The following is a 19,094-nucleotide window of genomic DNA, read 5'->3' as shown; positions in this document are numbered from 1 at the left end:
CCCGCTATGGCATAGACGAGAGCCGGAGACAAAGTCTCTTTGTGCGGCAAACACAGCGGGACCCATCTTGAACGCAAGCCTCTTCCGGTCGATCGTCTATATTGCCGCCCTCTGCGGTCTTTATCTCTCGACAGCAATGCTCGTCCCGGCGATGGTGGACCTCTATTACGGTCACAGCGACTGGCGGGTCTTCGCGACCTGCGCCTTCATGGTCGGCGGCCTTTCGCTCATGGCGGCGCTCGCGACGCGCGGCACACCGCCCACCTTCACGAAGAAGCTCGGCTTCCTGCTGGTCAACGTGCTCTGGGCCGTCTTTTCCGTGGTCGGCGCGATCCCGCTGATGTTCTCGGGACCAGATCTTACATTCGCCCAGGCGTTGTTCGAATCGATCTCCGGCATCACCACAACCGGCTCTTCGGTGATCGTCGGGCTCGACCACATGCCACCCGGGATGTTGATGTGGCGCTCCCTGCTGGCGTGGCTCGGGGGTATCGGAATCGTCGCCCTCGGGCTCTTCGTCCTGCCGTTCCTACGTGTCGGCGGCATGTCCTTCTTCAAGATGGAATCGTCCGACACCAACGACAAGCCCTTTGCCCGGCTAGCCACCTTTACCCGTGCTTTCATGGCGGTCTATGTCGGCATTACCCTCTTGTGCGCGATTGCCTACGACTTCGCCGGCATGAGCCATTTCGACGCGATAAACCACGCTTTTTCGACCGTCGCGACAGCCGGATTTTCGACCCATGATGCTTCGTTCGGCTATTTCCAGAGCCACACGATCCTCTGGATCTCGACTTTCTTCATGACCGTCTGCAGCCTGCCTTTTTCGATCCTGATCGTGTTCATCGTGCGTGGTCGCCTCGATGCGCTGCGGGATCCGCAGATCGCCGTCTTTTTTGGTTATCTCTGCGCCTTCTCCGTGGCCGTCGCTCTCTACAACCACCTGACGAACGACGTGAGCCTGCCGACCGCACTTACCCACGCCTTCTTCAACTTTTCGTCGATCCTATCGACAACCGGCTTTGCCAGCCAGGACTACCTGTTGTGGGGACCATTCGTCATAATGGCCGCCTTCTTCGCCACCTTCATGGGCGGCTGTTCCGGCTCGACCGCCGGCGGCATCAAGGCCTATCGCTTCGTGATCCTCTTCAACGTCATTGTCACCGGGTTGAAGAAGCTGGTTTATCCGAACGCCGTTTATTCGGTGCGCTACGGCAAACAGACCGTCGACGCGGAAACACAGCGCACCATTTTTCTGTTTTTCAGCGCTTATGTCTTCCTTTGGGTGGTCGGCAGTCTCGCCCTTTCCGCCCTCGGCTATGACTTCATGACCTCAACCTCTGCGGTCATCACAGCGCTCTCGAATGTCGGCCCCGGCGTCAGCGCCTTGATCGGGCCGGCCGGCAACTTCTCGACCTTCAACGCCCCGGAGCTCTACATCCTCTCACTGATGATGCTGCTCGGCCGTCTCGAAGTCCTTTCCGTCCTGGTGCTTCTGATGCCCATTTTCTGGCGAAGCTGACGAGAGCGCTTGACGAGCGCCTGCATTTTTTCCGACTGTACTCATGTCTAATGAAGCAGGGGAACTCGCGGATGCGCAGGCTGGCATTTTGGGAAGCAGGGATATACCCGGCGGTCGTTGGGCTGTTCGTTCTCTTGCTCCCGACGCTAACCTTGCCGAATATGGCGTCTGCCGGCCAGCTGGTGGAAGCGGCACGGCAAGCAGAAGAGAAGGCCGCGGCCGGCGACGTGACGGGTGCCTATGACACCATTCGCGACGCCTTCGGCAGCTTTGCCATGGAGCTGCCCTTCACCGTCGGCAAGGCCGTCTTCGTGACCGAGAAGCCGAAGGCCTACGGCGCCTATGCCGCCAAGGCGGACAACAGTTTCAAGCCCGGCGAACCGCTGATCACCTATGTGGAGCTCATCGGTCTGAAATGGAAGCCGGTCGGCAAGGGCCTGCAGCAATCCAACTTCACCGTCGATTTCGAGATCTCGGAGCCCGGTGGCAAGGTACTTGCCAACCAGAAGAATTTTGGCGAGTTCACCTTCACCGGCTTCGTGCGCAACCAGGAGATCTTCACCCATCTGACGCTCGACGTCACGGGAGCGGACCCCGGTGACTACGTGATCAAATATACGGTCAACGACAATGTCGGCAACCATTTCGCCGCCTTCGAACAGCCGTTCACGATCAAGGCCAAATAGGTCGGAGATGACCGGCCGGCAGCGGACCTGACAACGCTATTGAGGCAAAGCGAGGGGCGAAAGCCGATCAGTCTGACGCCCGCCTTGTCCTTGACCTCTCAGTTCGAGGCCTTGAAGTCTCCCGGGAACTCCTCGGCGTAGGCCCTGAGATGCGTGTCGCAGATCATCACCTTGTTCTCAAATTCCTGGTCCATCGTCCGCGTCGCCATGTAGGTGAAGACGGCGCTCCGCTGGCTGTCGATCGCGCCGCGGGCCACTTCGCCGGCGGTATCCAACGCCTCCTGCTGCGGAATGCCGCGATCGACCATCAGACGGTTGACCGAGAGCGCGAAGTGAATGTTCATGGCATCCTTCACCGCCTGGGCGTCGGGACGCTTTGCCGTCTCGGCCCATTCGCCGAGCACCTTGAGACGCCCCGCGCAGTAGGCAAGGGTGTCCCACCATGGCCCCTCGAAGGTCTTGCCGCCCACGTCCTTGTAGACGTGTCTCCGGTCCTCGGCCATTGCCGACAGCGTCCCCAGGCAGAGCAGGACGGTCGCAGCTGAAAGAATGCGCTTCATGAATACCCCCATGTATTGTCGAAAACTGTCCCCGCACCATCGATAACATTCCCTCAGAACAAGGCAAACTGTTCTTGCGTCCATCATTTTTTGTTCGTTGCCCCGCCGGCGACCTGCCGCTTTTGCACACTGTGCCCTTGACCCGACGACGCAAGTGCAGGACATAAAGGCCGCGCGCGGACGTGGCGAAACTGGTAGACGCAAGGGACTTAAAATCCCTCGGCCTTAGGCTTTACGGGTTCGACCCCCGTCGTCCGCACCAAATCCCGTACATTGCCGGAAACGGCCAAAGCGCTTCCGGCGCCGCCTCGCGCCAGTGCGCACCCTCATCTTCACAAAACGATCACGAAAGCATCGTTCCCCCGTAACGAAGGATCGCTACGGCTTTGCTGCGTGCAAGCCAGCGGGCACCAGGGAGGGACAGAACGCCTCACGCTCCCGGTGCATGTCGGGCGACCTGTCGCGCCGAACCATTTTGCAACCATACGACTTTTCCGGCGCCGATCCGCGCGCTGGCCAACCCCTTTGTCCAGAAGAGTGCTACGATGAATCTGATTTCAAACTCCGGTGTGCTTTCGCGCCGCAACCTCCTTAAGGCCTCCGGCTCGGTGGCCGCCCTTGCCGCCCTCGGCCTGCCGGGTCTTTCGCTAGCCGCCGAGATGGCCGACTGGGCCGCCGCTCCGGACCTCGAAAAGGCCAAGGAAGAGGGCAAGCTGTTCAACACCTACGGCATGCCGGCGAGCTGGGCGAACTACGGCGAAATCATCCAGGCACTCGGCAAGGCCAACGGCTTCACCCCCGAGCATGCCGACACCGACATGAGCTCGCTCGAGGAAATCACCAAGTTCGACGCCGAGAAGAACAATCCGGTGGCGATCGCCGCCGACATCGGCATCCTGTTCGGCAAGGTCGCCGAGGCACAGGGCGTGGTGCCCGACTACATGCCGCCGAATGCCGCCAAGCTTCCGGTCGGCCTCAAGGGCGAAAAGGGCGGCTGGGTTGCCACCTTCACCGGCGTCCCCGCCATGGTCGTCAATGCCGACGTCATCAAGAACGTGCCGAAGACCTGGGACGACCTCTTGAACCCGGAATATACCGGCAAGGTCGGCGCGGTGAACGCGGCCGGTGGCGGCGGCACGGACATCGCCATCTTCCTCGCCTGGGCCTTTGCCCATGGCGGCAGCGATACGGATCTGACGCCCGGCGTCGAGTTCGCCAAGAAGATGGCGGCGCAATATACGACGGCTGCCACCAATGCCCAAACGCTCGAGCGCGGCGAGGCCCCGATCCAGATGAAGTACGACTTCAACTGCATCGCCGCCGCCGACGCCCTGAAGAAGAAGGGCATCAACGCCCAGGTCGTCATCCCCGGCGTGTCGGTCTACGCCCCCTCGGCCCTGATGCTCAACCGCTACAACCTCGCCAAGATGAACGTCGCCAAACTGCTCATCGACTTCGTTCTCTCCGACGAAGGCCAGCGGCTCTATGCCAAGTTCGGCGCGCGACCGATCCGCTGGGTGCTTGGCGATCTCGACCTTCCGGCCGAAGCGAAAACCAACTGGCTGCCGGATGCCGATTATGCCCAGGTCAAGCAGGTCGCCGACTGGTCGAAGGTGGACATGGAAGCCATCGTCACCGCCTGGCAGGAACAGGTGCTCGGCGGCTGATGTCGAGCCTCCGTTTCGAACACGGCCCGTCGCCTGCCGCTCCGGCAGGCGACGGCGCCCCTGCGCGCTTCAACCGGCATCCTGGCTTCTCGATCATCTCCTTTCTCGGCGACTGGGCGCTGGCGCTGCCGCTCATCCTGGTGGCCGGCACGGTTCTGCTCGTCCCGTGCTTCGCCATGATCCTGTCGAGCTTTTCGGCCGCTGACGGCAGCCTGACGCTGAAAAACTGGACCGACACCTTCGCCTCCAAGACCGCCGTCGACGCCATCACCGGCAGCCTGCTGCTTGGCTTCACGGTCGCGACGATCGCCGCCGCGGTCGGCATACCGCTCTCGCTGATGATCGCCCGCATGCCGGGGCTCGGCCGCTCCATCAACATGGGCATCCTCAATGTCGCCTCGCATTTCGGCGGCATCGGCCTCGGCTTCGGCTTCATTGCCGCGCTCGGCACCTATGGCATGGTGACGCTTTCGCTCAACGCGCTCGGCATCCCCTTCGTGCCCCCGAAACAGAACGCCTTCTGGGGTCTCGTCATCGCCTATGAGTATTCGAACATCCCGCTCTTCGTCATTCTGACGCTGCCGGCGGTTGCGGCACTGAGGAACGAATGGTGGGAGGCGGCCCAGACCGCATCGGCAAGCCACCTGCAGTTCTGGCGCCATATCGGCCTGCCGATCCTCGGTCCGTTCTTCATCGGCTCCTGGCTGCTGATCTTCACCTGGGCGGTCGGGCTCTACGGGCTCCCCGTGGCGCTCAATGGGTCGGCGCCCGGCTCGTTCCGTCTCATCACGCTGGAAATGGCCAAATCCCTCACCGGCTCCTTCTTCGGCAAGAACTACATGCCGGTCTATGCCGTGGTGCTGATGATATCCGCCGGTGTGACGCTCGGCCTCTACCAGATCATTCTTCGCAGGGGCACACGATGGCTGAAGTGACATCCGCACCACCGATGCTGTCGCCGGTGCTTTCGGGCAGCCGGGCCTTTCCCTTCGGCCTCAGCCTTGCCGCCCGCTGGCCCTCGGCGCTCATCCTCACGACCTATCTGCTGTTTGTGGCGATCCCGATCGTCGCGGTCATTCTCTACAGCATCGCCACCCGCTGGACGACCTCGATCCTGCCGGACGGCTACACGCTTGCCCACTGGCTTGAAGCCGCGCGCGATCCGCGCTTCGTCGCGGTTCTCCTGCGCACCTTCCTGCTGGCGGTCGCCGTCGCCGTCTTCACCGTCGCGCTGGTGACGCCGGCCGTCTACTGGCAGCATGTCCGCAATCCGCGCATCCGCACCGTGCTCAGCCTGCTTGCCGGCATCCCCTTCTCGCTGCCCTATGTCGTGATCGGCTTCGGCCTGCTCAAGGTCACTGGCGAGTTCGCGCCGTGGCTGCAGGGGACGGCCGGTCTCCTGCTCGTCGCCCAGGTGTCGGTTGCCTTCTCTTTCGCCTATTGGTCGATCGATGCCTCGATGACCGCGACCAATGTCGTTGCGCTTACCGAGACGGCACGCACCTGCGGGGCCGGCCTCTTTCAGACGCTGCGCCATGTCATCCTGCCGAATGTTCGCGCCGGCATCGTCAGCGGCGCGATCCTCGCCTTCGGGGTGAGTTTCGGCGAGCTGGCGCTGGTGCAGATCCTGGTCGGCAGCCGTTTTGAGACCCTCGAACTCTACATGCTGAACATGTTGAAGAGCGCCGATGCCAATTTCAACATTCTGGCGGTGATCACCATGATCAGCTTCGTCATCACGCTCGTGCTGACGGCCGCCGTTGCCTATGTGTCGCGCGACGGCGGCAGGGCCGTTTCGCGCGGCGTGTCCACCGACAGGAAGACAGGACGATGAGCACCATCACCATCCACGAGGTCAGTAAGACCTATGGCCCGAAGCGGGCGCTCGACAGCCTGTCTCTCGACGTGCATTCCGGCGAGATGATCGCCATCCTTGGTTCTTCCGGCTGCGGCAAGACCACCTTGCTGCGGTGTCTGGCGGGGCTCATCGTGCCCGATGCCGGAAGTATCCGCTTCGGCGGCGAGGATGTGACGCGCCTGCCGCCGCAGGAGCGCCCGATCGGCATGGTATTCCAGAGCTATGCGCTCTTTCCCAACATGACGGTTGCGGAAAACATCGGCTTTCCGCTGAAGGTTCGTGGCCGCGCGCCCCGGGAGATCGCCGCGCGGGTCGAGGAACTGCTCGATCTCGTCAAGCTCACCGCCCTCGCCGATCGTCACCCCAACGAGCTTTCGGGTGGCCAGCAGCAGCGGACAGCGCTCGCTCGGGCGCTTGCTCCCTCACCGCAGGTTTTGCTGCTCGACGAACCGCTCTCGGCGCTCGATGCCGTCGTCCGCGACAACCTGCGCGACGAACTTAGGCGCATCCAGCAGAAGGTCAGGACCACGGCGCTGATCGTCACCCACGACCAGGCCGAGGCGCTGGCGGTGGCCGATCGCGTGGTGGTTATGCAGGATGGCAGGATCGAGCAGCTCGCGACGCCGGAAGTGCTCTACGAGCGGCCGTTAACGGCCTTCAGCGCATCCTTCATCGGAAATCGCAATGCCTTGAGGCTGCCGGTCGTCGAGGGGGGCGTCCGCCTCGGCAAGGCGCTGACGCTCGAGACCGTGCCGGCAGCGGCCACCGCCGCACTGTTCGTGCGGCCCGAGGACGTCCGTCGGGTGGGTGCGGAACACGGCGAACCCGCCTATGTGGAAAGCCGCATGTTCCAGGGACAGACCACGCGCTTCTATCTTCAGCTGCAGCGGGAGGGCGAGACCGTGCATTTGAGGGCGGACTGGCCGGCCCGCGAGGTCGCCGACATCCGGGTCGGCGATACCGTGCATGTCGCACTGACGCCGGAGGACGTGCACGTCTTCGAGGCCTGAGACCTATCGGCTGGAGCCGCGGTTTTCGTCGTTCAACTGGCGATCTTGAAGGCGACGCCCAGTTCCTTGGGCGTGCGCCACTTGACGTCGCAGGCGTGGGTGCTGCCGTCTTCGAAATTGAGGGTGAAATCGTTCGGGACGCCGATCGTCGTTTCCAGCACGATCTTGGCGCCGGCGGAAGAAAGGTTCCTGACCGTGCAGTCGAATGTGGAAAAGCCACCCGGCAACACGATTCGGGCCGCCTTCAACGCGCGCAGCCTCGGACTTGCTCTTCTTTCTTCCATGCCATTCACCTCTGCATTTCGCCCAGAGATTATTTTCAAATTTGCTAATTTTTCGTTTCGCCGAGAGGGTGTTTTCTTGCCCGTGAACACAAGAAAGCCGGGGATCAGATCCCCGGCTTTCCCGACCTTCAATTCTACCTCAGGCTCAGGCGAGCTTGGCAGCGATCTTGGCGACGTGCGCGCCCTGGTAGCGAGCTGCTTCCAGTTCGATTTCCGAAGGCTGGCGCGAGCCATCGCCGTCGGTGATCGTCGAGGCGCCGTAGGGCGAGCCGCCCTTGACGGCTTCTACGCCCATCTGACCCTGGAATGCATAAGGCAGGCCGACGACGGCCATGCCGTGGTGCAGGAAGGTCGGGATGAAGCTCAGGATCGTGGATTCCTGGCCGCCATGCTGGGTTGCCGACGAGGTGAAGACCGAGCCCACCTTGCCGACCAGCTTGCCGTTGAACCACAGGCCACCGGTCTGGTCCCAGAAATTGCGCATCTGCGAGGCGACAGTGCCGAAGCGGGTGCCGGCGCCGACGATGATCGCATCGTACTGGTCAAGTTCGGCGGGCGTGGCGATCTCGGCCTTCTGGTCGATCTTGAAGTGCGAAGCCTTGGCGACATCTTCCGGAACCAGTTCCGGAACGCGTTTGACGGTCACTTCTGCCCCGGTCGACTTCGCGCCTTCGGCGACTGCATAGGCCATGGTTTCGATGTGGCCGTAGGAAGAATAATAAAGAACCAGTACCTTAGCCATTTTCTTGTCTCCGTTCCAAGGGCGCGGCGAGCGCCGTCGATGAATCTGATGAGTCCAATGTAGCTCACTGCCGATCAGGTACCAGCCGTCGCGGCGGCGACGGACTGTTCACCTACTGGATACGGAACAATCGAATTCGCGTCATATTTTGTGAACGAAAGGAAGGCTGAAGCCGGACCCTTGCCAAGCCCCGGAGACCCGCTAGAACTCATCTGCAAAACGATCGGGATACGCTCATGACTGCCGCCAACCTCAAGACCGCCGCTATGCTCGCCATCGGTGACGAACTGCTCTCCGGCCGCACCAAGGACAAGAACATCGGCCATCTCGCCGACGTGCTGACCCTTGCCGGCATCGACCTCAAGGAAGTCCGCATCGTCGCGGACGAGGAAGAAGCGATCGTCGAGGCCCTCGACGCGCTCCGGGCCCGATACACCTATGTGTTCACCTCCGGCGGGATCGGCCCGACCCACGACGATATCACGGCGGATGCGGTCTCGAAGGCCTTCGGCGTGCCGTGCCGCCATGACGCGGAGGCGATGAAGCTTCTCGGGGCGATGTACGAGCGCCGCAACATGGAATTCACCGAGGCGCGACAGCGCATGGCGCGCATGCCCGAGGGCGCCCGCCACATTCCCAACCCGGTCTCGACGGCACCGGGCTTCGTCATCGGCAACGTGCATGTGATGGCGGGTGTCCCGCAGGTGTTTCAGGCGATGCTCGACCACGTCGTCTCGACGCTGCCTGCGGGAACGCGGATGCTGTCCCGGTCGATCGCCTGCCCATTCGGCGAAGGCGACATCGGCACCCTGCTCGGCGCCATCCAGAATAATCATCCCGAAACCTCGATCGGCTCCTACCCGCAGTTCGACGGCAAGCGCTTCTCGACGGAGCTGATCGTCAGGGCCCGCGACGAAGCCGTCCTGGCGGCGGCCGCCGCTGACGTCGAGGCCATGATTTTGGCGCTCGAGGCAGAGCGCGACGGCAACCGACCGAAGGATCTCGGCACGGGCGAACTTGCCTGAGATCGCCATCACGGGCCGCCACCGCTATTGACCGAAGTCAAGGAACGGCCCAAGGATTGGCGCCATTAATTGCTTATGCGGGATGCCTCAGTCACCGCTCGAGGAGAATTATCATGGGCTACAAAACACTTCTTGCCGTTCTGGACACCACCAAGAATGCGCAGCAAATCACTGATTTTTCCATTTCACTCGCCGAACATTTCAAATCCCACGTGATCGGGCTGCATGCCGAGGCGCTGGCAACCGTGCCGCTCGTGGCACCGATGGAAATCCCGGATCCGTCGACCGTCCAGGCGCTTCAGGACATGGCCCATGCCGAGACGCTCGATGTCGAAAAGGTCTTCCGCGAACGCGCCGAACGCAACGGCACCTCGTTCGAATGGCGCAGCTTCGTCTCCTCCGCCGGTTATAGCGCCTCCTCGCTCGTCGACAGCGCGCGTTGCGTCGATCTGGTCGTCGCCGCCCAGGGTGAGAACAGCGTGCTTTCGGAAAGCCGCTCCGACCTCGAGACCTTCCTTTTCGAAAGCGGCCGCCCGGTCCTCCTCGTGCCCTACATCCTGAAGCAGCCGAAGCCGATCAAGCGCGTGCTGATCGCCTGGAACGGCTCGCGCGAGGCAGCGCGCGCCACTTTCGACGCCCTGCCCTTCCTTGTCGCCGCCGAGTCGGTCGAGGTCTTCTCGGTCGATCCGCCGGAAAACCGCAGCCAATCGGCTGCCATGGCTGGCGCCGAGATCGCGGCGACCCTCTCCCGCCACGGCGTCAACATCACGGTGGTGCGTCAGGAGTCGGATCACCTGCCCGCCTCGGCGGCCATCGAGAACCGCCTCTCCGACAGTTCGATCGATCTTCTTGTCATGGGCGCCTACGGCCACAAGCGCTGGTGGGAAATGCTGTTCGGCGGCGTTACGCGCACCGTCCTCGAGTCGATGACCGCACTCACGCTGCTGTCGCGCTGAGCGCAAGGGCCGGGCCTTGCCTTGCCCCCCTGAATGCCGCTAATAGCAGCGGACTGGACCCAAGCCCTTGTGGGCAGCATGCGCGCGGCCTCGTCCGCGCGCTTAGCGTTTGGCCTTCGCCCCAACGCTGACGCGCCGGCACGAGCGACGGGTCCCGACGCTTTCGGCCGACCGGCCACCAGACAAACCCCTTGCCTTCGCGGAGCCCGAGATCGATGTCCCTGCCAGATAAAGCCTTCCCCGTTTCCTGGGATCAGTTCCACCGTGATGCCCGTGCGCTCGCCTGGCGGCTCGCCGGCCTCAACCAGTCGTTCCGCGCCATTGTCTGCATCACCCGCGGCGGCCTCGTGCCGGCGGCGATCATCTCGCGCGAGCTGAACATCCGCCTGATCGACACGGTCTGCATCGCCACCCGCCACGACTACGTCAACCAGGGCGAGACGCAACTCCTCAAGGGCATTTCCCCCGACCTGCTGGCGGATGGCGGCGCCGGCGTTCTCGTGGTGGACGACCTCACCGACACCGGCAAGACGGCGCTGGAAGTCCGCGAGATGCTGCCGAAGTCCCATTTCGCCTGCGTCTATGCAAAGCCCTCCGGTGTCCCGACAATCGACACCTTCGTCACCGAGGTCTCGCAGGACACCTGGATCTATTTCCCCTGGGACATGGGCTTCACCTACCAGGAACCGATCGCCAAGGGCCACAAGGGCTAGAGGCAAGGTATCGACGGGTAGCAAAGGTCGCTGCCCTGAACGTCCGACCGAGAGAAGGCGCGGCGTCCCCGCGCCTTTTTTTTCGTTTCCGTCGCGAGAATTTTTTCGGTCCGCTAAGGGAGAGCAAAGCCGGCCACCCGACACATTTTGTGACAGCGCAAGACCTCTTCGTGAACCGGCCTTATCCCCCGGAATTAGACGTCGGGCGATTCGGTCGCACTAGATATGGTTAAAACGGTGGAGAACCGAGCCATCGCCGAGGTCGCCGCCGCTGCCCTTTCGTCCATGAGAGACATCTAATTGTGGCGCGCAACTGCCGCCCATGATGCGGCCGGGAACGAAAAGCCGAGCGATTACATCTACATCGGTCCTTTCCCCGTTTTCCACAGCGGAAAACTACAATATCTTGTACTCATAATTTCGTCATAACCCACCCCTTGACGGAATCGGGCCTTTCAAAGTTAATGCTTCCTTATGTTGCGGCGGCGACTGAACCGGACATAACGAGGCCGGTTCACTCCTGAAAATCGCGAGGCGTATGCACGGGTCCGGGCCATGATCAGCCTTAAGCCCGGCGGCATTTTTGCGCGGTTCAAGGCTGCCGAAACAAGATGTGGGGACTGGCGGCAACAAAGTGTTAATACTATATATTGTAGGCTTGCAGCCATAATCAGCACAAGATACAGGGTCATCATCTCCGGATGAATCACCCGACGGACGAGACAGATGGCCGGCTGCGCGCTTAGACACGTGTGGCTGGACGGGGCTTTTTGCGCCGATTGGCGCTTGAGATACGAGGGACGACGATGCGCATTGAAAGACGTTTCACCAAGCCGGGCCAATCGCCATATGCGGAGATCGAATTCCGCAAGGCGGTGAGCGAGATCAAGAACCCCGATGGTTCGATCGTCTTCCGGCTCGCCGACATCGACGTGCCGGCCCAGTTCAGCCAGGTCGCGGCCGACATCCTGGCGCAGAAGTATTTCCGCAAGGCTGGCGTGCCGAAGGTCCTCAAGAAGGTCGAGGAAAACGACGTCCCGTCTTTCCTGTGGCGCTCCGTGCCCGACGACAAGGCGCTGGCCGCACTTCCGGAAAACGAACGCTTCGGCTCGGAAACCGACGCCCGCCAGGTCTTCGACCGACTCGCCGGCACCTGGACCTACTGGGGCTGGAAGGGCAAGTATTTCACCTCGGAAGAAGATGCGCTGACCTTCCGTGACGAACTCGCCTACATGCTGGCCACGCAGCGGGTCGCCCCGAACTCGCCGCAGTGGTTCAACACCGGCCTGCACTGGGCCTATGGCATCGACGGTCCCGGCCAGGGCCACTTCTATGTCGACCCCTTCACCGGCAAGCTCGTCAAGTCGAAGTCGGCCTATGAGCATCCGCAGCCGCATGCCTGCTTCATCCAGTCCGTCGGCGACGACCTCGTCAACGAAGGCGGCATCATGGACCTGTGGGTCCGCGAAGCCCGCCTATTCAAGTACGGCTCCGGCACCGGCTCGAACTTCTCCTATCTGCGCGGCGAAGGCGAAAAGCTGTCCGGCGGCGGCCGCTCGTCCGGCCTGATGAGCTTCCTCAAGATCGGCGACCGCGCCGCCGGCGCCATCAAGTCGGGCGGCACGACGCGCCGCGCCGCCAAGATGGTCGTGGTCGACATCGACCATCCGGACATCGAGGAATACATCAACTGGAAGGTCAAGGAAGAGCAGAAGGTCGCGGCGCTGGTGACCGGCTCGAAGATCGTCGCCCGTCACCTGAAGGCGATCATGAAGGCCTGCGTCAACTGCACGGCCGACAACGACGCCTGCTTCGATCCAAACCAGAACCCGGCCCTGAAGCGCGAGATCCGCGCCGCCAAGAAGGACCAGGTTCCGGAAAACTACGTCAAGCGCGTCATCCAGTTCGCCCAGCAGGGCTACAAGGACCTCGAGTTCAAGACCTACGACACCGACTGGGATTCGGAAGCCTATCTCACCGTCTCGGGCCAGAATTCCAACAACTCCGTCTCGCTGAAGGACGACTTCCTGCGCGCCGTCGAAAATGACGGTGACTGGCACCTGACCGCCCGCAAGGACGGCAAGGTCATGAAGACGCTGAAGGCCCGCGCGCTCTGGGAACAGATCTCCTATGCCGCCTGGGCATCGGCCGATCCGGGCCTGCACTTCAACACGACGATGAACGACTGGCACACCTGCCCGGCCGCCGGCTCGATCCGTGCGTCGAACCCGTGCTCGGAATACATGTTCCTCGACGACACGGCCTGCAACCTTGCTTCTCTCAACCTCCTGCAGTTCAAGGATGCGGCGACCAAGAAGATCAACATCGGCGACTACGAGCATGCCGTCCGCCTGTGGACGGTGGTCCTCGAAATCTCGGTGATGATGGCCCAGTTCCCGTCGCGCCAGATTGCCGAACTTTCCTATGAATACCGCACACTCGGCCTCGGCTACGCCAATATCGGCGGCCTGCTTATGTCGTCCGGCATTCCCTACGATTCCGCAGAAGGCCGTGCCATCGGTGGTGCGCTGACCGCGATCATGACGGGCGTCTCCTATGCGACCTCTGCCGAGATCGCTTCGGAACTCGGCCCCTTCCCGGGCTATGCACCGAACCGCGACAACATGCTGCGCGTCATTCGCAACCACCGCCGCGCCGCTCACGGCCAGACCACCGGCTATGAAGGCCTGTCGGTCGATCCGGTCGCGCTCATCCATTCGGACTGCACCGATCCGGCGCTGATCGCCCATGCGACCGCCGCCTGGGACAAGGCGCTCGAACTCGGCGAGACGCACGGCTACCGCAACGCGCAGGTCTCGGTCATCGCGCCAACCGGCACGATCGGTCTCGTCATGGACTGCGACACCACCGGCATCGAGCCCGACTTCGCTCTCGTGAAGTTCAAGAAGCTCGCCGGCGGCGGTTACTTCAAGATCATCAACGCTGCCGTTCCGGAAGCGCTGCGCACGCTCGGCTATTCGGAGAGCCAGATCGCCGAGATCGACGCCTATGCCGTCGGCCATGGCAACCTCAACCAGGCGCCGGGCATCAACCCCTCGACGCTGAAGGCCAAGGGCTTCACCGACGAGAAGATCGAAGCCGTCAACGGCGCACTCAAGGCCGCCTTCGACATCAAGTTCGTGTTCAACCAGTGGACGCTCGGCGCCGACTTCCTGAAGGAAACCCTCAAGGTCTCCGACGAGCAGCTCGCCGACATGTCGTTCAACCTGCTCGAGCATCTCGGTTTCTCGAAGAAGGACATCGAAGCCGCCAACATCCATGTCTGCGGTGCGATGACGCTCGAAGGCGCGCCCTTCCTCAAGGCCGAACACCTGCCGGTCTTCGATTGCGCCAATCCGTGCGGCAAGATCGGCAAGCGTTATCTCTCGGTCGAAAGCCACATCCGCATGATGGCGGCCGCCCAGCCGTTCATCTCGGGCGCGATCTCCAAGACGATCAACATGCCGAACGAGGCGACCGTCGAGGATTGCGGCGCGGCCTACATGCTGTCCTGGAAGCTGGCGCTCAAGGCCAACGCGCTCTATCGCGACGGCTCCAAGCTCTCCCAGCCGCTCAATGCCTCGCTGATCGAGGATGAAGCGGACGAGGACGCGATCGAGGATCTGATCCAGCAGCCGGTTGCCGCCCAGGCGGTCACCGTCACGGAAAAGATCGTCGAGCGGATCATCGAGAAGGTGGTGCGCGACCGCGAGAAGCTGCCGAACCGCCGTCAGGGTTACACCCAGAAGGCCACCGTCGGCGGTCACAAGGTCTATCTGCGCACCGGCGAATTCGGCGACGGCCGCCTTGGCGAGATCTTCATCGACATGCACAAGGAAGGGGCTGCCTTCCGTGCGATGATGAACAACTTCGCCATCGCGATCTCGCTCGGCCTGCAGTACGGCGTACCGCTCGAGGAATATGTGGAGGCCTTCACCTTCACCAAGTTCGAGCCGGCCGGCATGGTTCAGGGCAATGACGCGATCAAGAACGCCACGTCGATCCTCGACTACGTGTTCCGCGAGCTGGCCGTCTCCTATCTCGGCCGTCACGACCTCGCCCATGTCGACACGTCGGACTTCTCGAACACCGCGCTCGGCAAGGGTATCCAGGAAGGCAAGACCAACCTGATCTCGACCGGCTGGACCCGCGGTTACAAGCCGACGCTGGTTTCCAGCGGCAATGTCGACCGCTCGCTCGCCGAGCCGAAGGGTGCAGCAACAGCCGCCCCCGCCAAGGCTTCGTCCGGCGGCAGCGTCACGGCCTTTGCCGGCTCGGCCGCCCGCAAGCTCGAGGTGACGACCGCCATCTCGACCTCGGAAATCGTCGCCTTCAAGCGCGACTACGAGGAACGCGCTGCCGAACTTGCCGAAGAGATCGCCGACGAGACGCTCGCCAGCGAAACCGACCAGGCCGCAACCGCCCTCTTCTCCGACAAGGCCGCAGCCGACGCCGCAGCCGCCAAGACGGAAGCCAAGAAGGTCGAAGCCGAACGCCGCATGCGCTCGATCGCGCAAGGCTACACCGGCAACATGTGCTCGGAATGCCAGAACTTCACGATGGTTCGGAATGGAACGTGCGAGAAGTGCGACACGTGTGGTGCGACGAGCGGGTGCTCTTGACGAGTTGAAGATGCTCAAAGAGCATCTTGATACCAGCCTTGTGGAGGCGAGCCAGCAATGGCTCGCCTCTTTGCTTTCTGCCCATATCGCGGTGTCATGCGGCGCCCCGTGGCTGGTCGACGTGGCTTCCGGGTCCACGATTCATCGACCGGATCCGTTGGCATGACCTGAACGTCCGGCGTGCCCGATGTGGGCTTGATCGTGGATCCTCGGGTCAGGCCCGAGGATGACGACCCTTCATAGGAGGCCTTTGCGGCCCCTGCCCCTTTCAACTGCTCATGTCGGCCTCTTGCCCCCTTGGCAAACCCGCCTCCCTTTCCACCGGCAGAGACGTGTCTGCCACAACCGACGCCACCCCACACCCCGTCATCCTCGGGTTTGCCCCGAGGATGAGGACCCACGCTGTCAGCCGCCGATCACCTTCAACACCTGACCGGCGGCGCGTTCGCCGCTGAGATAGGCGCCGTGCACCGTGCCGTGGAACTCGAAGCCGGTGTGTTCGCCGGCGAGAAACAGCCGTTCGCCGACGGGATCCGCGAGGCAATCGAAATCGGCGGGCTTGGCGCCGACCGCGGGGAAGGAATAGGCGCCGAACGCGAAGGGGTCGCGCGACCATTGCGAGGCGACGAGACCGGTTGCGGGCCGCGCCGCCCTGCCGAACATCTCGGAGAGGACGGTGGCAATGTCGGCCTCGAGTTCGGCCTTCGTCATCCCGTCGGCCTTGACGGCATGGTCTCCGGTCGCGATCAGCGTCAGGACATCGGCATCATTGACCGGCTTCAGGCTGACCATGGTCGGCCACCGGCCGCGCTCGCGGGCGGCATAGCTCAGGAATTCGACGTCTTCCGGCCAAAAGCAGGCGTCGAAGCGCATCGAGACGCGCGTCACTGTGCCGAAGCCGATCGCGGCGACTGCATCCGCCTGCGCCTTCGGCAACGGCGGATCGAAGAGCACATTGCCGGCCTTCATCACGCCGAGCGGCAGTGTCGAGATGACATAGGCGCCCGAATGCGATCCCTTCGACGTCTCGACCGTCACCCCGCCGCCGCCATGAGTGATGCGGCGAACCGGTTCGCCGAGGCGAATATCGAGCCCCTTAGCGAGAGCCTCCAGCACGCCGGCATAACCTTCGGGCAGTAGAGCATCCGGGCCTTCGTAGATGCTGTCCTCACCGTAATGGGCGGCCGAAATCTCCGACAGCGGCGCACCGGCGTCATCCTCGATCTCGCTCGACAGCATCCAGCCGGAGAGCGGATCCTTGAGCGCGCCGGGATCGAGCTGGTCGATGGCGTCGAACATCGAGATGTCGGCATCCTCGTCCGCCTCGTCGGCGGCCTTTTCGACGATGGTCTCGAAGGCATCGAAGACATCCTCGATCTCCCAGTCCTCCGGGCGCTCGCCGCCGGGCAACCAGACCTGGTAGTCGTCGTAGTCGCTGAAGAAGGTGGTGATGCCCGCGTCGCGGACGCGGGTTGCGACCGGATTGCCGTTGAAGCCGTGCACCCAGGCCGCTCCGCGTTCGACAGGCGTGCCGAGACTCTCGTCGGTGTCGATGCGGCCGCCGATCCGCTCGCGTGCCTCGATGACGACCACGGCGAGCCCGCGGTCGGTCAGCATGCGGGCGGCTGCGAGACCGGCGATGCCGGCGCCGACGATGATGACGCGCGGCGGGGCCGCAGTGGTTGCGGCGGGCTTGGAGGCGGCCACGGCCGGATTAAGGCGCGGGCCGCCGAGAAGCGCGCCTGCGGTCCCGGCCGACAGGGCCAGGAGGCGGCGGCGGGAAAGCTCAGGCCGCATGGCTCGCCCCGGAGCTTGCGGATCGTGCCGCGCCAGACGACTGATCGGCGGCGAACAGCGCCCTGCCCCGCCCGCCCTCCTTCGAGGCATAGAGCGCGCGGTCAGCGGTCGCCATGATCGCATTGGCGCCGGTCGCATCGTCGGGAGCTACCGCAATGCCGAGGCTGATGCCGACGTCGGTTGTCACACCGTTGTCGAGGGTGATCGGGGCACCGACCGCGCTCATCAGCCGGCTTGCCAACAAGGAGAGCCTTGGACGGTCGCTGAAACCATTGACGAGAATGACGAATTCGTCGCCGCCGATGCGGCCGACCAGCCCGTCGTCGCCGACGGTCTCGGCAAGACGGCTGGCGACCGTCTTGATGACGAGATCGCCGGCGGCGTGGCCCCAGGTGTCGTTGATCGCCTTGAAGCGGTCGAGGTCTCCGGCAATCACCGCGAAGCGCGAAGCGGCCGCCTTGCCGGCAGCATGCTCCAGCGCCTCAGAAAAGCTCAGGCGATTGGCAAGGCCGCTCAGGGGATCGTGGAGGGCAAGCTCTCTGTTGCGCTGCTCACTTTCCTCGAGCTGCAGCGAGAGCGACCGGATATGGCGAACGATGAACAAGCTGGCAAGCGCCAGCACGCAGGACAGGAACAAGGCCACCGGCACGACCACCGCCCAGATGTGCGAGCCGGGATGCGCCCCGGTCCAGTCGAAGCTGCCGATCACACGACCGGAAGCCGAGCGCAGCGGCACCTTGCCGCCGGCATCCGGCCCGAAGGCCACATCGGCGAAGTCGAGCTGGGAGTTGAGGTCGCGCACCAATTCGATATCGATCGGCTTGGCGGAAATGACGATGTAGGGCGCCCCTTCCGGCAGCACCACTTCCTCGTCGTCCGGCACGATCGCCATCGCGCTAACGATCATCGGTTCGCCGTCGATTTCAGCAAAAGCGAATTCGGCGATCTTCGCGACATCGATGCTGGTCACCTGCTTCTGGCTGAAGCCACCCTGCACCGCGACGCGGTTGGCGTTGTGGCGTTCGACCGCCTTGCGAGCGATGAAGGCGATGTCGCCCTCAGGATCAGGCGTGCGGCGGGTGAAGTCGACGCGTTCCTCCTGACCGGACATGACGATCTGGCCTTCCGGATCGACGAGGAAGGTGCGGTCCTGCCCGAAGTCGTACCACAGCGAGGACACGAACTCGTCCTCGACAAAAGCCTCGCGGAACTTGAGGGCGATGTATTTGACCGAGCGGTCCCAGCGCGCCATGCTCAGCTGGTCGCGGGCCAGCAGGCTCTGGCGGTCCCTCAGCGCGTTCTCGAAGAGCTTGAGTTCGGTGACGGCAGCCTGCTGGTCGGCCTCGTCGGAGGCGATGCTGCCGACATAAAGCAGCGACAATGCCGACAGGGTTATCAACGTCGCGGCAAAGACCAGAACGAGCCGCGACAACCGTCTTGGCGACACATTTCCCCGAATGCCGACCATTTCATCTGCGGCCATGATCTCACCCACCATCCCCTTAGTCGCGGAAAGTGTGACGGCGGGCCTTTAAGACCGCCTTAAATGGGGTGACCCAAACGACTGCAACCTGCAGTCATGCTTGACGAATGATGAAGTTGGGGGGATCGCGGCAAAAAAAGAACCCCGCTGGAGGAGCCGGGGTTCGGGG

15 protein-coding genes and 1 tRNA gene are annotated in these 19,094 nt (G+C 63.1%); 11 read left to right on the top strand and 5 right to left on the bottom strand.

From position 1 onward, the window contains the following. The first annotated feature begins 67 nt into the window (after positions 1–67). Both ACX93L_RS15345 and ACX93L_RS15340 read left to right on the top strand, forming a co-directional pair. Positions 68–1,522, top strand: coding sequence for a TrkH family potassium uptake protein (locus tag ACX93L_RS15345; protein WP_459405629.1), 1,455 nt, complete (start codon positions 68–70; stop codon positions 1,520–1,522). A 161-nt stretch (positions 1,523–1,683) separates the two neighbouring features. After that, positions 1,684–2,208 (top strand): hypothetical protein, encoded by a 525-nt coding sequence (locus ACX93L_RS15340; RefSeq protein WP_459405831.1) that lies wholly within the window; start codon positions 1,684–1,686, stop codon positions 2,206–2,208. Between the two features lie 98 nt (positions 2,209–2,306). On the opposite strand, the gene ACX93L_RS15335 is transcribed toward ACX93L_RS15340, so the two are convergent. Next, the gene (locus ACX93L_RS15335) at positions 2,307–2,768 is read right to left on the bottom strand and encodes a hypothetical protein (protein ID WP_459405628.1); all 462 of its coding nucleotides are present in this window, start codon (positions 2,766–2,768) and stop codon (positions 2,307–2,309) included. Positions 2,769–2,944: 176 nt separating this feature from the next. Here ACX93L_RS15335 and ACX93L_RS15330 point away from each other — a divergent pair. From ACX93L_RS15330 to ACX93L_RS15310, 5 genes are all read left to right on the top strand, one after another. Further along, positions 2,945–3,030, top strand: a tRNA-Leu gene (locus ACX93L_RS15330). Between the two features lie 283 nt (positions 3,031–3,313). Then, on the top strand, positions 3,314–4,435 hold the full coding sequence (locus tag ACX93L_RS15325) for a substrate-binding domain-containing protein (protein ID WP_459405627.1): 1,122 nt from the start codon (positions 3,314–3,316) through the stop codon (positions 4,433–4,435). After that, positions 4,435–5,370 carry a hypothetical protein gene (locus ACX93L_RS15320; protein ID WP_459405626.1) on the top strand — a complete coding sequence of 312 codons (936 nt, stop codon included), beginning with the start codon at positions 4,435–4,437 and terminating at the stop codon, positions 5,368–5,370. Before ACX93L_RS15325 ends, ACX93L_RS15320 begins: the two co-directional genes overlap by 1 nt. Further along, positions 5,358–6,269 carry an ABC transporter permease gene (locus ACX93L_RS15315; RefSeq protein ID WP_459405625.1) on the top strand — a complete coding sequence of 304 codons (912 nt, stop codon included), beginning with the start codon at positions 5,358–5,360 and terminating at the stop codon, positions 6,267–6,269. The genes ACX93L_RS15320 and ACX93L_RS15315 overlap by 13 nt, the downstream gene beginning before the upstream one ends. Next, positions 6,266–7,303 (top strand): ABC transporter ATP-binding protein, encoded by a 1,038-nt coding sequence (locus ACX93L_RS15310; RefSeq protein WP_459405624.1) that lies wholly within the window; start codon positions 6,266–6,268, stop codon positions 7,301–7,303. Before ACX93L_RS15315 ends, ACX93L_RS15310 begins: the two co-directional genes overlap by 4 nt. A gap of 32 nt (positions 7,304–7,335) precedes the next feature. Here ACX93L_RS15310 and ACX93L_RS15305 read toward each other — a convergent pair whose 3' ends face one another. Together ACX93L_RS15305 and wrbA are read right to left on the bottom strand one after the other, a co-directional pair. Further along, positions 7,336–7,587 (bottom strand): PilZ domain-containing protein, encoded by a 252-nt coding sequence (locus tag ACX93L_RS15305; RefSeq protein WP_169588566.1) that lies wholly within the window; start codon positions 7,585–7,587, stop codon positions 7,336–7,338. Positions 7,588–7,732: 145 nt separating this feature from the next. Further along, a complete protein-coding gene (wrbA, locus tag ACX93L_RS15300; protein ID WP_459405623.1) occupies positions 7,733–8,329 on the bottom strand; it encodes an NAD(P)H:quinone oxidoreductase type IV in 597 nt (198 codons plus the stop codon). Positions 8,330–8,565: 236 nt separating this feature from the next. Between wrbA and ACX93L_RS15295 the strand changes: the two genes are divergently transcribed. The 4 genes from ACX93L_RS15295 (at position 8,566) to ACX93L_RS15280 (ending at position 15,645) form a co-directional block, all read left to right on the top strand. Then, positions 8,566–9,354 carry a competence/damage-inducible protein A gene (locus ACX93L_RS15295; RefSeq protein ID WP_459405622.1) on the top strand — a complete coding sequence of 263 codons (789 nt, stop codon included), beginning with the start codon at positions 8,566–8,568 and terminating at the stop codon, positions 9,352–9,354. Positions 9,355–9,467: 113 nt separating this feature from the next. Then, the gene (locus tag ACX93L_RS15290) at positions 9,468–10,310 is read left to right on the top strand and encodes a universal stress protein (protein WP_459405621.1); all 843 of its coding nucleotides are present in this window, start codon (positions 9,468–9,470) and stop codon (positions 10,308–10,310) included. 215 nt (positions 10,311–10,525) lie between these two features. Next, complete coding sequence (gene gpt / locus ACX93L_RS15285) at positions 10,526–11,023, top strand: xanthine phosphoribosyltransferase (RefSeq protein ID WP_169588574.1); 498 nt, start codon at positions 10,526–10,528, stop codon at positions 11,021–11,023. Between the two features lie 806 nt (positions 11,024–11,829). Further along, positions 11,830–15,645 carry a vitamin B12-dependent ribonucleotide reductase gene (locus ACX93L_RS15280; RefSeq protein WP_459405620.1) on the top strand — a complete coding sequence of 1,272 codons (3,816 nt, stop codon included), beginning with the start codon at positions 11,830–11,832 and terminating at the stop codon, positions 15,643–15,645. A gap of 405 nt (positions 15,646–16,050) precedes the next feature. Here the strand turns inward: ACX93L_RS15280 and ACX93L_RS15275 are convergent, their stop codons facing one another. Both ACX93L_RS15275 and ACX93L_RS15270 read right to left on the bottom strand, forming a co-directional pair. Next, positions 16,051–17,442 carry a flavin monoamine oxidase family protein gene (locus tag ACX93L_RS15275; RefSeq protein ID WP_459405619.1) on the bottom strand — a complete coding sequence of 464 codons (1,392 nt, stop codon included), beginning with the start codon at positions 17,440–17,442 and terminating at the stop codon, positions 16,051–16,053. Further along, positions 17,432–18,925: a diguanylate cyclase domain-containing protein gene (locus ACX93L_RS15270; RefSeq protein ID WP_459405618.1), complete on the bottom strand. Its 1,494-nt coding sequence runs from the start codon at positions 18,923–18,925 to the stop codon at positions 17,432–17,434. Before ACX93L_RS15270 ends, ACX93L_RS15275 begins: the two co-directional genes overlap by 11 nt. Between the last annotated feature and the right edge of the window lie 169 nt (positions 18,926–19,094).

The organism is Rhizobium sp. CAU 1783 (assembly GCF_054551725.1).
Note: the sequence above shows the minus strand (reverse complement) of the source record. Positions and strands in the feature narration are given on the sequence as shown.